The organism is Hymenobacter pini, assembly GCF_020421205.1.
Classification (GTDB): domain Bacteria; phylum Bacteroidota; class Bacteroidia; order Cytophagales; family Hymenobacteraceae; genus Hymenobacter; species Hymenobacter pini.
The window spans coordinates 1,006,547-1,022,136 of sequence record NZ_JAIZZH010000002.1; the positions used below are offsets into that span (position 1 = coordinate 1,006,547).

At 59.6% G+C, this 15,590-nt stretch carries 14 protein-coding genes; 8 read left to right on the forward strand and 6 right to left on the reverse strand.

The genetic code is table 11. The annotated features are described in order from the left end of the window. Positions 1 to 13 precede the first annotated feature (13 nt). The gene (locus LF252_RS10945) at positions 14 to 1,600 is read right to left on the reverse strand and encodes an amino acid permease (protein WP_226269620.1); all 1,587 of its coding nucleotides are present in this window, start codon (positions 1,598 to 1,600) and stop codon (positions 14 to 16) included. Positions 1,601 to 2,067: 467 nt separating this feature from the next. On the opposite strand from LF252_RS10945, the gene LF252_RS10950 reads away from it, so the two are divergent. From LF252_RS10950 to kduI, 6 genes are all read left to right on the forward strand, one after another. Then, positions 2,068 to 3,450, forward strand: coding sequence for an MBL fold metallo-hydrolase (locus tag LF252_RS10950; RefSeq protein WP_226269621.1), 1,383 nt, complete (start codon positions 2,068 to 2,070; stop codon positions 3,448 to 3,450). 106 nt (positions 3,451 to 3,556) lie between these two features. Continuing rightward, positions 3,557 to 3,913, forward strand: a complete 357-nt coding sequence (locus LF252_RS10955) for a DUF6970 domain-containing protein (protein ID WP_226269622.1) — start codon at positions 3,557 to 3,559, stop codon at positions 3,911 to 3,913. Between the two features lie 58 nt (positions 3,914 to 3,971). After that, positions 3,972 to 5,204 carry an exonuclease subunit SbcD gene (gene sbcD, locus LF252_RS10960; RefSeq protein ID WP_226269623.1) on the forward strand — a complete coding sequence of 411 codons (1,233 nt, stop codon included), beginning with the start codon at positions 3,972 to 3,974 and terminating at the stop codon, positions 5,202 to 5,204. 117 nt (positions 5,205 to 5,321) lie between these two features. Continuing rightward, positions 5,322 to 5,924 carry a glutathione peroxidase gene (locus LF252_RS10965; RefSeq protein ID WP_226269624.1) on the forward strand — a complete coding sequence of 201 codons (603 nt, stop codon included), beginning with the start codon at positions 5,322 to 5,324 and terminating at the stop codon, positions 5,922 to 5,924. Positions 5,925 to 6,250: 326 nt separating this feature from the next. Continuing rightward, entirely contained in the window at positions 6,251 to 7,015 is a 765-nt protein-coding gene (kduD, locus tag LF252_RS10970) for a 2-dehydro-3-deoxy-D-gluconate 5-dehydrogenase KduD (RefSeq protein WP_226269625.1), read from the forward strand. Between the two features lie 102 nt (positions 7,016 to 7,117). Beyond that, positions 7,118 to 7,936, forward strand: coding sequence for a 5-dehydro-4-deoxy-D-glucuronate isomerase (kduI, locus tag LF252_RS10975; RefSeq protein ID WP_226269626.1), 819 nt, complete (start codon positions 7,118 to 7,120; stop codon positions 7,934 to 7,936). Positions 7,937 to 8,069: 133 nt separating this feature from the next. Here the strand turns inward: kduI and LF252_RS10980 are convergent, their stop codons facing one another. Further along, positions 8,070 to 9,347, reverse strand: a complete 1,278-nt coding sequence (locus tag LF252_RS10980; protein WP_226269627.1) for a glycoside hydrolase family 2 TIM barrel-domain containing protein — start codon at positions 9,345 to 9,347, stop codon at positions 8,070 to 8,072. A 341-nt stretch (positions 9,348 to 9,688) separates the two neighbouring features. Here LF252_RS10980 and LF252_RS10985 point away from each other — a divergent pair, with 341 nt between their 5' ends. Both LF252_RS10985 and LF252_RS10990 read left to right on the forward strand, forming a co-directional pair. Continuing rightward, positions 9,689 to 10,492, forward strand: coding sequence for an alpha/beta fold hydrolase (locus LF252_RS10985; protein WP_226269628.1), 804 nt, complete (start codon positions 9,689 to 9,691; stop codon positions 10,490 to 10,492). Between the two features lie 100 nt (positions 10,493 to 10,592). Then, positions 10,593 to 10,820, forward strand: a complete 228-nt coding sequence (locus LF252_RS10990; protein WP_226269629.1) for a hypothetical protein — start codon at positions 10,593 to 10,595, stop codon at positions 10,818 to 10,820. 214 nt (positions 10,821 to 11,034) lie between these two features. Here the strand turns inward: LF252_RS10990 and LF252_RS10995 are convergent, their stop codons facing one another. The 4 genes from LF252_RS10995 to LF252_RS11010 form a co-directional block, all read right to left on the reverse strand. Next, on the reverse strand, positions 11,035 to 12,048 hold the full coding sequence (locus LF252_RS10995; protein ID WP_226269630.1) for a hypothetical protein: 1,014 nt from the start codon (positions 12,046 to 12,048) through the stop codon (positions 11,035 to 11,037). A 263-nt stretch (positions 12,049 to 12,311) separates the two neighbouring features. After that, the gene (locus LF252_RS11000) at positions 12,312 to 12,728 is read right to left on the reverse strand and encodes a VOC family protein (protein ID WP_226269631.1); all 417 of its coding nucleotides are present in this window, start codon (positions 12,726 to 12,728) and stop codon (positions 12,312 to 12,314) included. Between the two features lie 61 nt (positions 12,729 to 12,789). Further along, entirely contained in the window at positions 12,790 to 13,275 is a 486-nt protein-coding gene (locus tag LF252_RS11005; protein ID WP_226269632.1) for a hypothetical protein, read from the reverse strand. 14 nt (positions 13,276 to 13,289) lie between these two features. After that, positions 13,290 to 15,590: a GH92 family glycosyl hydrolase gene (locus LF252_RS11010; RefSeq protein WP_226269633.1), complete on the reverse strand. Its 2,301-nt coding sequence runs from the start codon at positions 15,588 to 15,590 to the stop codon at positions 13,290 to 13,292.

Here is a 15,590-nt window from a genome sequence, read left to right on the forward strand (position 1 = left end):
GCCTTATATTGATTTAGGCGTTTTTGTGGTCAGGCTCAATGAAGGCCTGCTCCTCCAGCTCGGTGGGCACCACTACAATGCCTTGCTGCAGCTTGGAGTTGTTGCGGCCGTAGATGAAGTACACCACGAAGCCCAGCAACATCCAACCCAGGGCCAGTTTCAGTGTGGTACCATCCAAAGCGGCAATCATGGCCAAGCAAATGATGGCGCCCAGGAAGGGTACCAGCGGGAACGAGGCCGTCGACAGCGGCGAGCGGAACGGACGTGGCTGCTCAGGGTTGGAGCGACGCATGATCCAAACGCCGATAGATACCAGCACGAAGGCCAGCAGGGTACCGAATGAGGTCAGGTCGCCGGCCAACGAACCGGGTACAAAGGCGGCAAATGCGCCCACGAACAGCATCAGCATCAGGTTCGACTTGTAGGGCGTATGGAACTTGGGGTGCAGCTCCGAGAAAGCCTTGGGCATCAGGCCATCTTTGGCCATAGAGAAGAACACCCGGCTCTGGCCCATCAACATCACCAGAATTACGGAGGTGAAACCGAACAGGATAGCCCCGGTAACAGCCGTGCTCAGCCATTCGAAACCGGGCATGTGCTCCTTAATAGCGTAGGCCACCGAAGCCTCGCCGCCCTTAGCGGGGTCGGCAAACTCGCGCCAGTTGGCAACGCCCGTCAGCACGTGGCCGAACAGGATATAGAGTACGGTGCACACGGCCAGGGAACCGAGGATACCGATGGGCATGTCGCGCTTGGGGTTCTTGGCTTCCTGAGCAGCCGTCGAAACGGCATCAAAGCCGATGAAAGCGAAGAACACGATGGCCGCGCCCCCGAGGATACCACCCATACCGTGCTTGTTCCACTGGGTGTACTCGCGCACCACTTTACCGGCGGCATCCGTCACGGGCGGAGCATTTTCCGGAATCAGGTAGGGCGTATGGTTGGCCGGGTTGATGAACTTCCAGCCCACGGCAATGAATACCAGTACCACCGCCACCTTCAGCACTACCAGGAAGGAGTTCAGCGTAGCCGACTCCTGGGTACCTTTGATGAGCAGCAGGCTCAGGATTACAATGATGAACAGGGCCGGCAGGTTGATGGTACCGGTGTGCAGCACCCCATCAATCGTGGCGCTTTCGAAGGGCGAGTGGCTCAGCTCGTAGGATATGGGCGCCATATGCAGCGCCTCCAGGAGCTTGTTCAGGTACTCGCTCCAGGCAATGGACACGGTGGCCGCGCCCAGGGCATACTCCATAATCAGGGCCCAGCCGATAACCCAGGCCACAAATTCGCCCATGGTGGTGTAGGCGTAGGTGTAGGCCGAGCCGGCAATCGGAATCATGGCGGCAAACTCGGCGTAGCACAGGCCGGCAAAGGCGCAGCCAATGGCCGCAACAATGAAGGCTAGCGTAACGCCCGGCCCGGAGGCCTGCGCGGCGGCCGCAGCCGTGCGCACAAACAGGCCGGCCCCAATAATGGCGCCCACGCCCAGCGCGACGAGGCTAGCCGCTCCCAGCGTACGCTTCAGCGCGCCTTCGCCTGAGGCGTTGGCTTCACCGAGCAGTACGGCCAGCGGTTTTTTGGCGAAAATATTTGCCATACAGGTTGTTGAGAGAAAAGAGGAAAAGGTGAGATGTGAATTGAAAAATTGGCAATAAAAGCCGCCTGCAAGCAGCTACGTGGCCCGAATATAGGCGTTTTGGCTGATTGCCGCAGGCTGCGCAACTTCACAAAGCTGGTTTTCACGGACGTTATGTTCCATGGTCCGGCTTTCTGGCTGATCAGCGGCTCCACCTCACAGACTCTGCTCCCGGCGAAAAGATGCTTGTCCGCCTCGCCAAGCGTAGTCATATACAACTGTTTTTGGCTTGCCCGGCGCAACCCCGGCATAGTGTGAGTTGACCTGCAGATCGGTAGCAACTGATTTTGTGGCTGCGCGCCCGGCCAGATATTTTCTTTTCGGCCGCTGCCCGGCTTGCCTCATCGGCATCTTGCCTATATTTGAAAACTATGCGCCCGCGCCCAGGTTAACCAGGGCCGGAAGGCATTCACCACATCCTTCACCCCATGAGCCCTCTGCCCAGTAGTACCGGCTCGGTACAAATTCAGCAGTTTTACGACAAAGGCTTGGCCCACGCGAGCTACGCCATCCGCAGCGGCCGCCAAGTGGCCATCATCGACCCGGCCCGCGACCCGCAGCAGTACTACGACTTCGCCGACGAGCACGACGCGCAAATTGTAGCGGTTATCGAAACCCACCCCCACGCCGATTTTGTGAGCAGCCACCTGGAAATTGCCCAGGAAACCGGTGCCACCATCTACGTGAGCAAGCTGGTGAAGGCCAGCTACCCCCACCAACCCTTCGACGACGGCCAGCGCATCAGCCTGGGAACCGTGGAGCTCCACGCCCTCAACACCCCCGGTCACTCGCCCGACTCCATCAGCATCCTGCTCATGGATGAGCTGGGCCAGACCCGGGCGGTATTCACCGGCGACACTCTGTTTGTGGGTGACGTGGGCCGGCCCGACCTGCGTGAGGCCGATATTGTAGGTGGCCACAGCCGCGAAGCCTTGGCCGCTCAGCTCTACCAAAGCACCCGCCAGAAGCTGATGACCCTGCCGGCTACCACCAAAGTGTACCCGGCCCACGGCCCCGGCTCCCTCTGCGGCAAAACCACCTCCCCCGACCTCGACAGCACCATTGGCAAGGAGGTGAAAACCAACTATGCCCTGCAGCCCATGTCGGAAGACGAGTTTGTGCGGGTGCTGCTGGAAGACCAGCCCTTCATGCCCAAGTATTTCGGCCACGATGTAGTGCTGAACAAGCAAGGCGCCTTGCCTTTTGAGGACAGCGTGCGGGCCGTACCCCGCTTGCAACCCGGCACGGCTCTGGCTTCCGGCGTGGTAGTTATTGATACCCGGCCCGCGGCCCAGTTCCGTCAAGGGCATTTGCCCGGAGCCATTAACCTCATGGACGGGGGCAAGTTTGAAACCTGGCTGGGCTCGGTAGTGGGCCCCACGGAGCCGTTCTACCTCATTGCCGACTCGCAGATTGCCCTGGATACGGTGATTCGGAAAGCGGCCAAAATTGGTTACGAGGGCAACATCAAAGGGGCCATGCTCACGCCCAAAGACCTAACGGCTACCTCCCCCACTGTAGATGTGGAGCACGTACGCCACCAGCCCCAGGATTTTACCATCGTGGATATCCGCAACCACGCCGAGGCCCGGCAGCCCGTTTTCGAGAATGCCCTGGTGATTCCATTGCCGGAGCTGCGCGAGCGGGTGCAGGAAATTCCGACCGACAAACCCGTGCTGATTCACTGCGCGGGCGGCTACCGCTCGGCGGCTGGAGCCAGTATTGTGCAGGCGGCCGTGCCCGCCGAGGTGCCGGTGTACGATTTGGGCGAGGCCATTTCTACGTTCCAGCCTCAGTCGGCGCACGCATAAATTATCCCACCAAAGCGGTGCAACCTTTCGGGGGTACGCCCGCTCCTACTAAGACCAGAGCCCGTAGTGGGTTCTGGTCTTTTTGGTTTTTACTTACCTCTACGCTATGAAACGAACTATTTACTCCTTGCTACTGGTGACGGCCGGCCTTACCGCCTGCGACGAAGTTGACGTTGCGAAAGACACACCTACCTGTGTGCGGACCAAAGTAGAAGAACTGGCTCAACAAGCTCCCTGCAAGACCGACGCTAACACCATCGGAGCCAGTGTGAAGGAGTACTGGTTTCAGAACCAGACGGTATATGTATTAGACTACGGCAGTTGCATTGCCGACGGTAGCGCCACGGTAATCAGTGAAAACTGCCAGAAACTGGGCTTTCTGGGAGGTTTTGGGGGCAATACTACCGTTAATGGCGAGCCGTTTGCCAACGCTGAGTATAAACGTACTATCTGGCAGCAGTAGCCTCCCCTAAGCTCGCCGAATTTCCGGTTTGCCCCGGCTCGGTTGTATCTTCGTGGTGATGCGCGTACTACACACCGCCGACTGGCACCTGGGCCAGCGGTTTATTCAGGGCCACGAGCGAACCGAGGAACACCGCCACTTTCTGGACTGGCTGGTACAAACCGTGCGTGAGCAGCAGGTGGAAGTGCTGATAGTGGCCGGCGACGTCTTTGATACCGGCTCACCCTCCAACCAAGCCCTGGAGCTGTACTACAGCTTCCTGCTAAATCTGCGCACCACCGGCTGCCGCGACGTGGTGATTGTGGGCGGCAACCACGACTCCCCGGCCACCCTGAACGCCCCGGCCCGACTGCTGCGCCACCTGCGGGTGCACGTGGTAGGCTGCGTGCCGGAGTGCTTTGAGGAGCAGGTGCTGGTGCTGGACAATGCCCAGGGCCGGCCGGGGCTGGTGGTGTGCGCCGTGCCCTTCCTGCGCGACCGGGACGTACGCCTATCCGTGCCCGGCGAAACGGCCGAGGAGCGTGAGGCCCGCATCAAGCAGGGCATTGCCGACCACTATGCCCGCGTGGCCGAGGTGGAGCAGGTGTGGCAGCTAAAGGACCTGGGCCTGCCCGTGCTGGCTACCGGCCACCTCTACGCCGCCGGGGCCGCCCCCTCCGACTCGGAGCGCACCATTCACGTGGGCAACCTGGGCCAGGTCACCGCCGACCACTTTCCGGCTGTGTTCGACTACGTGGCCCTGGGCCACCTGCACCGTCCCCAGCGCGTGGGCGGCCGGGAGCATATCCGCTACAGCGGCTCGCCCATTGCCCTGTCCTTCTCCGAAATCGACCACCCAAAAGAAGTGCTGGTGCTGAACTTTGCCGAAGGGCAGTTGCGGGAAATCAGTAGCCTGCCCGTGCCGGGCGTGCGGCGGCTGGTGCGCTTCCATGGCACCCTGGATGAGGTGACGCAAGCCCTGACTGCCTACGATAACACCGGCTTCTCTCTGCCAGCCTGGGCCGATGTGCAGGTTCACTCCGAGCTGACCCAGTTGGAAGTAGCGGAAGCCCTGCTAAAGGTAATTGCGGAACTGGACCGCCACCAGTTAGAAGTGCTGGCCCGCCGCCACTTCCGCCTTATTGCGCTTCGGGCGCTGGGAGCCGCCGAGGAAGATGCCGAAGCCCCGCTCACCCGTAGCCTCCACGATTTTACGGCGCGGGAAGTGTTTGAGCAGCGCCTGGAAGCCGAGCCCGAGGACACTCGCACTGAGTTGCTGCGTACCTTCGATGAACTGTTGGAAAGCCTGTAGCTTGTCGAAAGGGCGCACGGTGGCCTGAGCCACTCCTTCACAATAGGCTAAAACAACTTCGCCCCGGCGTTGGTACTTGCCCGTATCAACTACCCGTTTGCTTAACTCCCGTTACCCATGTCCACGTTTCGCCAGAAGCTGCTGAAGTCCCTCTATCCGCTCATCATGCGCTTGACCAAGGGCGGCAGCCGGGGCAAGGTACTCAGCAGCCCTGCCCCCAAGGCTGCCCCTGTTCCGTTCTACAACTTGGCCAGCCAGCTCAACACCGGCCAGGAGCTTCCCTTCAATCAATTGCAGGGCAAGAAGGTGCTACTGGTGAATACGGCCTCCAACTGCGGCTACACCAACCAGTACGAGGAGCTGCAGCAGCTGGCCGAGCAGTTTCCGCAGGAGCTGGTGGTGCTGGGCTTCCCAGCCAACGACTTCCGGGAGCAGGAACAAGCCGACGACCACACCATCAGCCAGTTTTGTCAGGTGAATTTCGGCGTGTCGTTTCCCTTGATGAAGAAGAGCGTGGTGGTGAAGCAGCCCCAGCAAAACCCGGTGTACCAGTGGCTGACCGATGCCCGCCGCAACGGCTGGAACAACCAGGCCCCCGACTGGAATTTCTCGAAGTACTTGGTGGGCGAAGATGGCCGCCTGCTCAACTACTTCGGCCCCGCCGTGTCGCCACTCAGCGACACGGTGGTGTCCAGCATCCGGGCTACCCCCAAGCGCTAGACCAAAGCAACACCCATCAGCCCGCGCCGGGGTTACTCAGCTTGTGTTGAGTGGCCCCGGCGCGGTTGTTTTCGGGCCAGGCACTTTACAAGTGGCTGAGTAACGGGCATGCTGAGCTATTTACTACGGGCCTCCCTCCTCTCGCGTGGTCGATTTGGAGCGGCAACGTTCCCGGTGGCGGGGCCGGATGAAATGAGCAATGAAAATTGCGAATTAGCTACTCAATCGATTGTGTTGCTGGCGAGAATGTACCAACTTGCCCGACCAACCCCGCTTGCCGTCATGGCTGTGCGGGTGCATTTCCCACCTTCACCCCCCGCTGACCCGTGACTTCACTGTTTGACCTGACTGGAAAAATTGCCCTGGTAACGGGCTGTAACAAGGGCATTGGCCAGGGCATGGCGCTGGGCTTGGCCGAAGCCGGGGCCGACATCATCGGCGTATCAGCCTCCATGCCGTTGCAGGGCTCCGAAACTGAGCAGCAAGTCCAGGCTCTGGGCCGCAAGTTTACCGCCTACCAGTGTGATTTCAGCCAGCGCGCCGCTACCGATGCTTTCGTGGCGCAGGTAATGGCCGACTTTCCCCAGATTGACATTCTGGTAAACAATGCCGGTACCATCAAACGGGCCCCCGCCGCCGAGCACGCCGACGAGTTGTGGGATGAGGTATTGCGTATCAATCTGGATGCCCCCTTCCGCGTGGCCCGGGCCATTGGCGGGCGCATGGTGCAGCAGGGCAGCGGCAAAATCATCTTTACGGCCTCCCTGCTCACGTTTCAGGGCGGCATCAACGTGCCGGGCTACGCGGCCAGCAAGGGCGCTATTGGCTCGGTGGTGAAAGCCCTGGCCAACGAGTGGGCCGGCCGCGGCGTAAACGTGAATGCCATTGCCCCCGGCTACATTGCCACCGACAACACCGAGGCCCTCCGCCAGGACCCCGACCGGAGCCAGAGCATCCTGGGCCGCATTCCGGCCGGCCGCTGGGGCACCCCCGCCGACTTCAAAGGCCCCACCGTATTCCTGGCCTCCGAGGCCGGCAGCTACGTGCACGGCACCATCCTGACCGTGGACGGCGGCTGGATGGGCAGATAAATGTGAATGAGTGATTGAGTGGATAGGTGAAGTGCCTAAGAGGCCTCGCACATTCTACACAATCCCTCATCCACTCAATCACGCATTTACTCATTGTATTATATGGAACAACGCTTTGCCGTGAGTCCGCGCGAAACCGCCGGCATGCAGACCGCCGAGCTGCGGGAGCATTTTTTGATTGAGCAGCTGTTCGTGGCCGGTGAAATCACCTTGGTATACACGCACTACGACCGGATGATTGTGGGCGGTGTGGTGCCCGTCGGTGCTCCCGTGGCCCTGCCCAATCCCGAGGAGCTGAAGGCCAACTTCTTTCTGGAGCGGCGCGAGCTGGGCATTCTCAACATCGGTAGCGCAGGCCAGGTAACCGTGGATGGTTACACCTACGAGCTGGGCCCGCAGGATTGCCTGTACGTAGGCCGCGGCTCAAAGGACGTGCGGTTCAGCGGCGAGGGCGCGAAGTACTATTTGCTGTCGGCGCCGGCGCACAAGGAATACCCCACCACCCGCCGCACCCAGGCCGAGGCCACGCCGGTAGAAATGGGCACCCTAGAAACTGCCAACCAACGCACCATCTACAAGTACATCTATAACGAAGGCATTGCCAGCTGCCAACTGGTGATGGGCCTTACGCAGCTCAAGTCAGGCTCGGTGTGGAACACCATGCCCTCGCACACGCACACCCGGCGTATGGAGGCCTACCTCTACTTCAACCTGCCCGAAAACCAGCGCGTGCTGCACCTAATGGGTCAGCCCAACGAAACCCGCCCCCTGTGGGTGAGCAACGAGCAGGCCATCCTGTCGCCGCCGTGGTCTATCCACACGGGTTGCGGCACCTCGGCCTACGCCTTCATCTGGGGTATGGCCGGCGAAAACCTGGAATACACCGACATGGACGCCGTGGGCATCTTCGACCTGCGGTAACGACCGTTCTCATCTGTCATTCCGAGCGCAGCCGAGGAATCTCCCGTGCTGATGTCAGGATTACTCCCACAACGTCCGCACGCGAGATTCCTCGGCTGCGCTCAGAATGACGAATAGGATTGTTGTTGCTAGCCTACTTGCCGCGCACGTAGAACGGGATGTTCGCTACGGCCACGTTATCGTGCCCATCGTAGGTGTACACAAACAGGCGGTAGGCTCCTTCTTTGGTGGGAGCGGTGAGGGTAGTGCTGGCCCCGGCTTTGGCGGGCAGGCGGCCCGGAATGGCGGCGGGTCGGCTTTCCCGGTCGCCGCCGCTTTTCAGGTCAGTGCTTTCGGGTAACAGTTCGTAGCGGTAGGTCAGTTGGTCCTTGTCGGGGTCCGATACGGCGGCGGCCACGGGGTAGCGCTGACCGGGCAGCAGGTACACGTTGTCGGTGGCTTTTTTACCATCCAGGGTGAAGCCGGCCAGATGCGGGGCACGGTTGGCGGGCCACTTACCGCTCCACAGGTACTGCATCACATCCACCACTTCCGACTCCTTACCATCCTCGGTGAAGATGCCGTACCAAGTGGGCGTGCGCTCCTGTTTCTGACCCCACAAAAACACGTACGTGCCCAGGCATTGGGTAGTGTCTTTCTGCACGGAGGCCTCGTAGCGGCTCTGGTACACAGCGGCTTTCTGGCTGCTGGTTTCCTCTACCGAGGCTTTCCAGGGCGTTACGGGGCTTTCCCAGTGGCCGGTGGGGCCCCATTCGGCCACCACGTAGGGCCCGGCCCAGCCGGCAGTGCGCACCTGCTGCGGAATGGCCGCCAACCCGGCGTAGGTATTAATGCTGAGAATATCCACCGAGGAGCACCGCTGCTTGATGAAGGCCACTTCCGGCGGGTTGCAGCCAGCCAGCACGGTGCTGGTAGGGTGGTTGGGGTCTACCTCATGAATCATGCGGGCAATATGCTCCACGGCGTCCCACACCTTGGGGTTCTTATACTCCAGATTCAGCTCGTTGCCGATGCCCCAGAACAGCACAGCCGGGTCATCCTTATACTTGAGTACCTCCGCGCGGATTTTCTGGAGCTGGGTGGCCACGGCCTGGGGGTCGTCGTAGTTGAAGCCGTGCCGCTCCCGGGCTACATCCAGGCCCAGCATCACCGTCAGGCCATTTTTGCGGGCCTCCGCGAGGGTTTTATCAGCGCCATCGGTGCTCCAGGTACGGATGGAGTTGCCGCCGTAGGCTTTGATGCGCTCGGGGAACTGGCCACCGCCCGCTCCTTTAATGAAGTAGGGCTTGCCGGCGCGCAGTAGCTGGTAGCGCCCGCCGGTTTGCTTTACTTCTACTTTCACGGGGCCCGATTGGGCCTGCGCTGTGCCGCTAAGCACCACGCAGATCAGGAGCAACAAGCAGGTTTTCATTAGGTCAATGGGAATTTAGCGAGTTGGAAATAGCCGCCCGGCGTACCAGCAGAGCTGGTTGCGGGCATTTTTTTTCTGCAAGCTAATGAACCAGCAAATTCTGCGTGAACTGCTGCCCTTTCAGTTGGCTACCCTTTTGCACTACCCTTGAGCTTGACCCCGCTCCAAAGCCCTGCGCACTGCATCCGCCTCTGCTTCATTCCGGGAAAAGCAGAACTATTTTGAGAAAACCCATGGTGCAGGTTGCCTTTTACAGCCCCTACAACGCATCATTGCAAATAGGCCGCATAATTGCTACGGGGTGTAGTTTCACTGCTTTACCTGCTGCCATGGTGTCTGCTATGAGTATTCTTCACCGCCATCATGTATCCTGCTATGGTTCAGGGGCCAGCCCACTGGTATTTGCTCACGGGTTCGGCACCGACCAACGCGTGTGGCAGTACGTGGCCCCGGCTTTTGCCAGCCGTCACCAGATTATCCTGTTTGATTTGATGGGGGCCGGCCACTCCGATAGGGCCGCGTATGATTTCGCCCGCTACCAGACCCTCGATGGATACGCCGATGATCTGGTGAACCTGTTGCGGGCGCTGCAGCTACCGCCAGTGGTGTACGTGGGCCATTCGGTAAGCGGTATGATTGGCGTGCTGGCCGCTATTCGGGCCCCGGAGTTATTTGGGCGGCTGGTGCTGCTGGCCGCCTCGCCATGCTACATCAACGACGGCGACTACCCCGGGGGCTTTGACGAGCTGGAAATGGAGGAGCAGCTCAGCTTCCTCGAACATGATTACCGGGCCTGGACGGACGCTATGGTACCGAACCTGGTAGGCGGTGATATGCGCGCCGACCTCGTGAACGAGGTACTGAACAGCTTTAGCCGCGTCGACCCGGCTATTGCCCGGCAGTTTGCCCGTGCCACCTTCCTCTCCGATTACCGGGCCGTACTGCCACAGCTGCTGGTACCGGCGCTGGTGGTGCAGTGCGCCCAGGATTCCGTAGCGCCCCCGGAAGTGGGCCGTTACCTCCATGCCCACCTGCCGTACAGCACCTTGCACATCCTCAACACCACCGGCCACTACCCCCACCTGAATGCGCCGGTAGCCACCATTGCCTCTCTGGAAAGCTACCTGCACCCGAAGGCCGCTTAACTGTGCCGCCCAGTAGCTTGCTGGCCGATGCCCGTATTTGGTACATAACCACCGCTTTGTCCGTTACGTTAAAGAAGCTCCACCATTTACTTTGTCAATCATGAGCATCTTTGGTTCTGATAGCCCAAGCGGTACGATGGGCGGCTTACTCTCTGGTCTGTTTAAAGGCTGGGGCGGCCAGCGCACCTCCACCGATACTGTACGCCCCAAGGGGGGCTTTAACCGCAAACTAGTGGGCGGCGCTTTACTGGCCGCTGGTGCCGCTTACCTCTACAACCGTAACAGGAACCGGAGCATCAGCACTCCCAGCTTCACCGGTAACGAGTAAGCAACCGCGCCTTATATACGAAAGCCCCACGCCTACCTCAGGCGCGGGGCTTTTTATTGTTCCCGATATCGTAGACGTCCAGCTTGTCGGCTACAGGAGTACAATAACAGAGTGAAGCATCTAAATGCCTGAACCGCAAACCGGGTCAACCAGAGTGTACTGGTTGGCCCGGTTTGCGGTTCAGGCAGTAATACTGCCGACGTATTCAGGTAGGCTAGTACGTAGCGGCCGGCACTACTGCGTCTTTCGGGGTAGACTGGCGGCCACCGAAGGCGGCGGCAGCAGCGCCCAGCACCAACCCAAAGAAGGCGAAAATGGCAGCTTTCGACAGGCCAGCGGCGGCTTTGTCACCGGCTTCGCGGGCTTTTACTTCGGCTTGCTGCTTGGCTTCCTGGAATTTCACTTGGGCCTGCTTGGCCGTGGTAATCCAGTTGTCCACAATCTGCTCCGACTCGGCGCGGCTCTTGCCGGTGCGGCGCATTACCACGTTCACGGCGGCGTCCCGGTCGGCGGCGTTGCCGATGTTTTCGGCCTTGCTGGTCAGGCGGTCAATTACATCGTCCAGGTTATCGTCGGCTTCCTGGGGGGTGGCGGCGCTTTGCTTGGCTTCAGCCTTGGCGTCGCGGCCGGCGGCGCGGGCTTCCCGCTCCAGGTTTTCGGGCTGCAGTTCCTCCTTACCGGTCTGGCGAAGCAGCAGGCGGGCTTCCCGCTTCAGGTCCGATACATCGATGCCACGCTCTTTCAGCTCGCCCTTGATGGCCTCGCCGGCTTCGGGAGCTACGGCAGCCACGCCCCGGCCCGCTACCGACAAAGCCCGGCCCGCTACGCCCGTTGCTCCGCTAATGATGCGGCCCGCGGCAGTACTCAGCATATAAAACGTGAGAAGCGTAACCAGGGCCCAGGTTACCAAGCCGTGCAGCATGCCATCGGTACGGCGGGGAAGGCCAGCCAGGCGGCCGGCTACCAGCCCGCCCAGGTAGAGAGCTGCCAAGGTGCTCAGGCCCCACCAAACGGCGGCCCCGGTGCCGAAGCCGCTCATGGGGTTTTGCTCCTCCAGTGGGTCAACGGAACTCAGGCCAATGCCCAGACCCAGCAGGCCCAGCGTTAGTTGCGTAACCAGTGCCAATAGAGCTCCGGCTATTACCGCCCCCCAGGAAATGCGCTTTAGCACAGGGGTGGCGGATACCGCCAGCGGTGCGTTGGTAGTGGTTGCGGAAAAGGTGTTCATGTGAGGGTTGGTTGGGTAAAGAACTACCTGGCTCAACGGCCAAGCTCAACAGTAACCTCAAATACCTTATATCCCCTATAAAAGATACAAGCACTGCCAAAACCTGTACACTCCTGCCCTGCCACCGCCAACACGTACCGCTGCCGGCAATACGCAAACATGGGGCACGTTTTCCTTGCCCATTTACCAGCAAAAAGCGCCGCCCGGACTACTCCGGGCGGCGCACTTCGATTACGCAACTTTAGATGATCAAGCAGCGGCTGTTACGCCGGTTCCCACAGCTCCACCTTGTTGCCATCGGCGTCCAGAATGTGCACAAACTTGCCGTAGTCGTAGCTGGCAATATCATCCAGCACCGTTACGCCGTTGGCTTTTAGCTGCGCCACCAGCCCTTCAATATTCTGTACCCGGTAGTTAATCATGAAGCCTTTGGTGGAAGGCGCGAAATAGTCGCTGCCGGTTTGGAACGGGCTCCATTGCAGCGAGTTTACCTCCTCCGGTTTGTCCACACTCCGGGATTCAAACGTCGAGCCCCAGTCGTTGACCTCTAATCCTAGGTTTTTGGCGTACCACTCCCGCGTTTCCTTCGGGTTGCCGGAGAAGAAGAAAATGCCGCCAATGCCTGTCACTTTGGGGGTGGCAGAAGGTTGGTTTTGGGTTTCGTTTTGTGGCTCGTCCATTTTCTAATTTTTGATCTTGCTCTATATTTAAATATTACGCTAGTCAGAGGGAAAGGATGAATTAGGTTTCATGCTCATATACCTGTACAACCTTTCCGTTCTTGAAGTACACATCTATGGCATCAGGATCTAAATCCGCACCAAGCGTTGGTTTATCGCCAATGTAGTATTGCCAACAATCCAAACCGTCTTTAGTCCATTCAAGTCGTCGTTCATCACCCAATAGCTCACTAACTTCCTCCTTCGTCTTTCCTATCAACATTTTACTTTCTATCATATCAGTTGTCATTTCATATCTTTTTTCTGGATTTTTCAACCATCCCCTGCTATCAAAACCATATTTATAATAATAAACCGAGGAAAAAAGACATAAATACAAAACAACAAAAAACACTACAGGAGAAGTGCAAATAACCATAAAAATGGAAAACGCATTTTTATGAATACTATTATTATTAGGTATCTTACTTACTAACCAGCGCCAAACAAAAAACGAAAGTACACTTAGTACCAGCGTTGCGAATACAGTAAATACAATAAGATCCATCTGCTTTTGAATTATTAGTGGTTTCCCGTCATCGTAAACACCAACTCCCCGCCCTTCACCACATCGGCATACTGTAGAAACGGGCGGGTGAGTTTCTGGCCGTTGAGGCGGGCTTCCTTTACGTAGACGTTTTTGTCGCTCTGATTTTTGACGGTGATGCGGAAGGTATTGCCATTTTCCAAGTTAATGGTGGCGCCGTATACAGCGGGGCTGCCGAGGGCGTACTCCGGGGAGCCGGGGGCCACGGGGTAGAAGCCTAGGGCCGAGAAGATGTACCAGGCCGACATCTGCCCGCAGTCGTCGTTGCCGCCGAGGCCGTCGGGGGTGGGGCGGTACATCTTGGGCAGAATCATCCGGACGCGGGCCTGGGTTTTGTAAGGCTGACTGGTCCAGTTGTAGAGGTAGGCCACGTGGTGGGCGGGCTCGTTGCCGTGCACGTAGTTGCCGATGATACCGTCGCGGGTGATGTCCTCGGTTTCGGCGAAGAACTTATCCGGCAGGTGCATCGTGAACAACGAATCCAGGTGGGGCAGAAACTTCTTTTCGCCGCCCATTTTGGCAATGAGGGCGGCGGGGTCCTGGGGCACGTAGAGGCTGTAGTTCCAGGCGTTGCCCTCGATGAAGCCCTGGTCGTGGGTGCTCAGCACGTCGAAGCGGGGGCGGAACGAGCCGTCGGCGAGGCGGGGGCGCATGAAGTTGATGCGGCTGTCGTACACGTTCTGCCAGTTCTGGGCGCGCTTGCTGAACTCGGCTTCGATGTCCGACTTGCCCAGCTTCTTGGCCAGTTGGGCAATGCACCAGTCGTCGTAGGCGTATTCCAGGGTTTTAGATACCGAAGAGCCGCTTTTGTCCTCGGGCACGTAGCCGAGCTGCTCGTAGTAGCTGATGCCGTCGAAGCGCGGCTGGTGGGCGGTGGCTACGCAAGCATCAAGGGCGCGCTGGGCCTGGTCGGCGGGCACCACGCCTTTCAGCACGGCATCCACTACCACCGGCACCGAGTGGTAGCCAATCATGCACCAGTTTTCGTTGGCGTAGTGGCTCCAGATGGGCAGCATGTGCAGGGTGCTCTGGTCGTAGTGGGCCAGCATGCTCTGCACCATATCGGCGTTGCGCCGGGGCTGCAACAGGTTGTAGAGCGGGTGCAGGGCGCGGTAGGTGTCCCAGAGCGAGAAGGTGGTGTAGTTGGTGAAGCCCTCGGCCCGGTGAATGTTCTGGTCGAGGCCCCGGTACTGCCCGTCCACGTCCATGTAGGTGGTGGGGCTGAGGGCGGCGTGGTACATGGCCGTGTAGAAGTTCTCCTTGTCGGCCCGCTTCGGCGACTCAATTACCACTTTGCCTAGCTCCTGCTGCCACTGCGCCTGCCCGGCCCGCTTCACCGCCTCAAAATCCCAGCCCGGAATTTCGGCTCGCATGTTGCGCAGCGCCCCCTCGGTGCTCACCCCCGACAAGGCCATTTTCACCTTCACCTTCTCCCCCGCCATGGTCTTGAAATCGAAGAACAGGCGCAGCTGCTCGCCGGCCAGCTCGGGGAAGTTCTTGCTTTGGTCGAAGCGGCCCCAGAAGCCCCGGTACACCTGTTTCTTGGAGAGGTTGCGGCTGCCGTAGCTCACGAAGGGCTTCGAGAACGACATGGCGAAGTACTGGGTGCGGGTGCGGGCCCAGCCGTTGGTTTGGCGGTAGCCGGTTACCAGCGTGTCGTTTTCCACCCGCACAAACGTCCACACGTTTTTATCGGGGTAGTTGTAGATGCCGGCCGTGAGGTCGAGGATAATATGCGCCTGCTCCGACTGCGGAAACGTGTACTGGTGCATGCCCACCCGGTTGGAGGCCGTCAGCTCGGCCAGAATGTTGTGGTCGTCGAGTTTGACGCGGTAGTAGGCGGGCTCGGCCACCTCGTTTTGGTGCGAGAAGCGGGAGCGGAAACCCCGCTCGGGTTGGTCGGCGGTGCCGGGGTTAAGCTGGAGCGGACCGGTGGTGGGCATCACCAGAAAGTCGCCCAAATCGGAGTGGCCGGTGCCGCTGAAGTGGGTGTGCGAGAAGCCCACGATGGTTTTATCGGCGTACTGGTAGCCGGCGCAGTACTCGTACACGCGGGGGTTGTACTTCCCGTTCAGCTCGTAGCCGATGGTGTCGGTATCGGGCGAGAGCTGCACCATACCGAAGGGCACCGTAGCCCCCGGGTAGGTGTGCCCCATCCGAGCCGTGCCCACCAGCGGCTTGGCATACTGCACCAGGTTTTCGGTGGTTTTGGCTTTCTGGGCGAAGGTGGGAACGGCTGCCAGCAGCAGAGCGGCAAGGAAGGAAAGGCGGGGCAT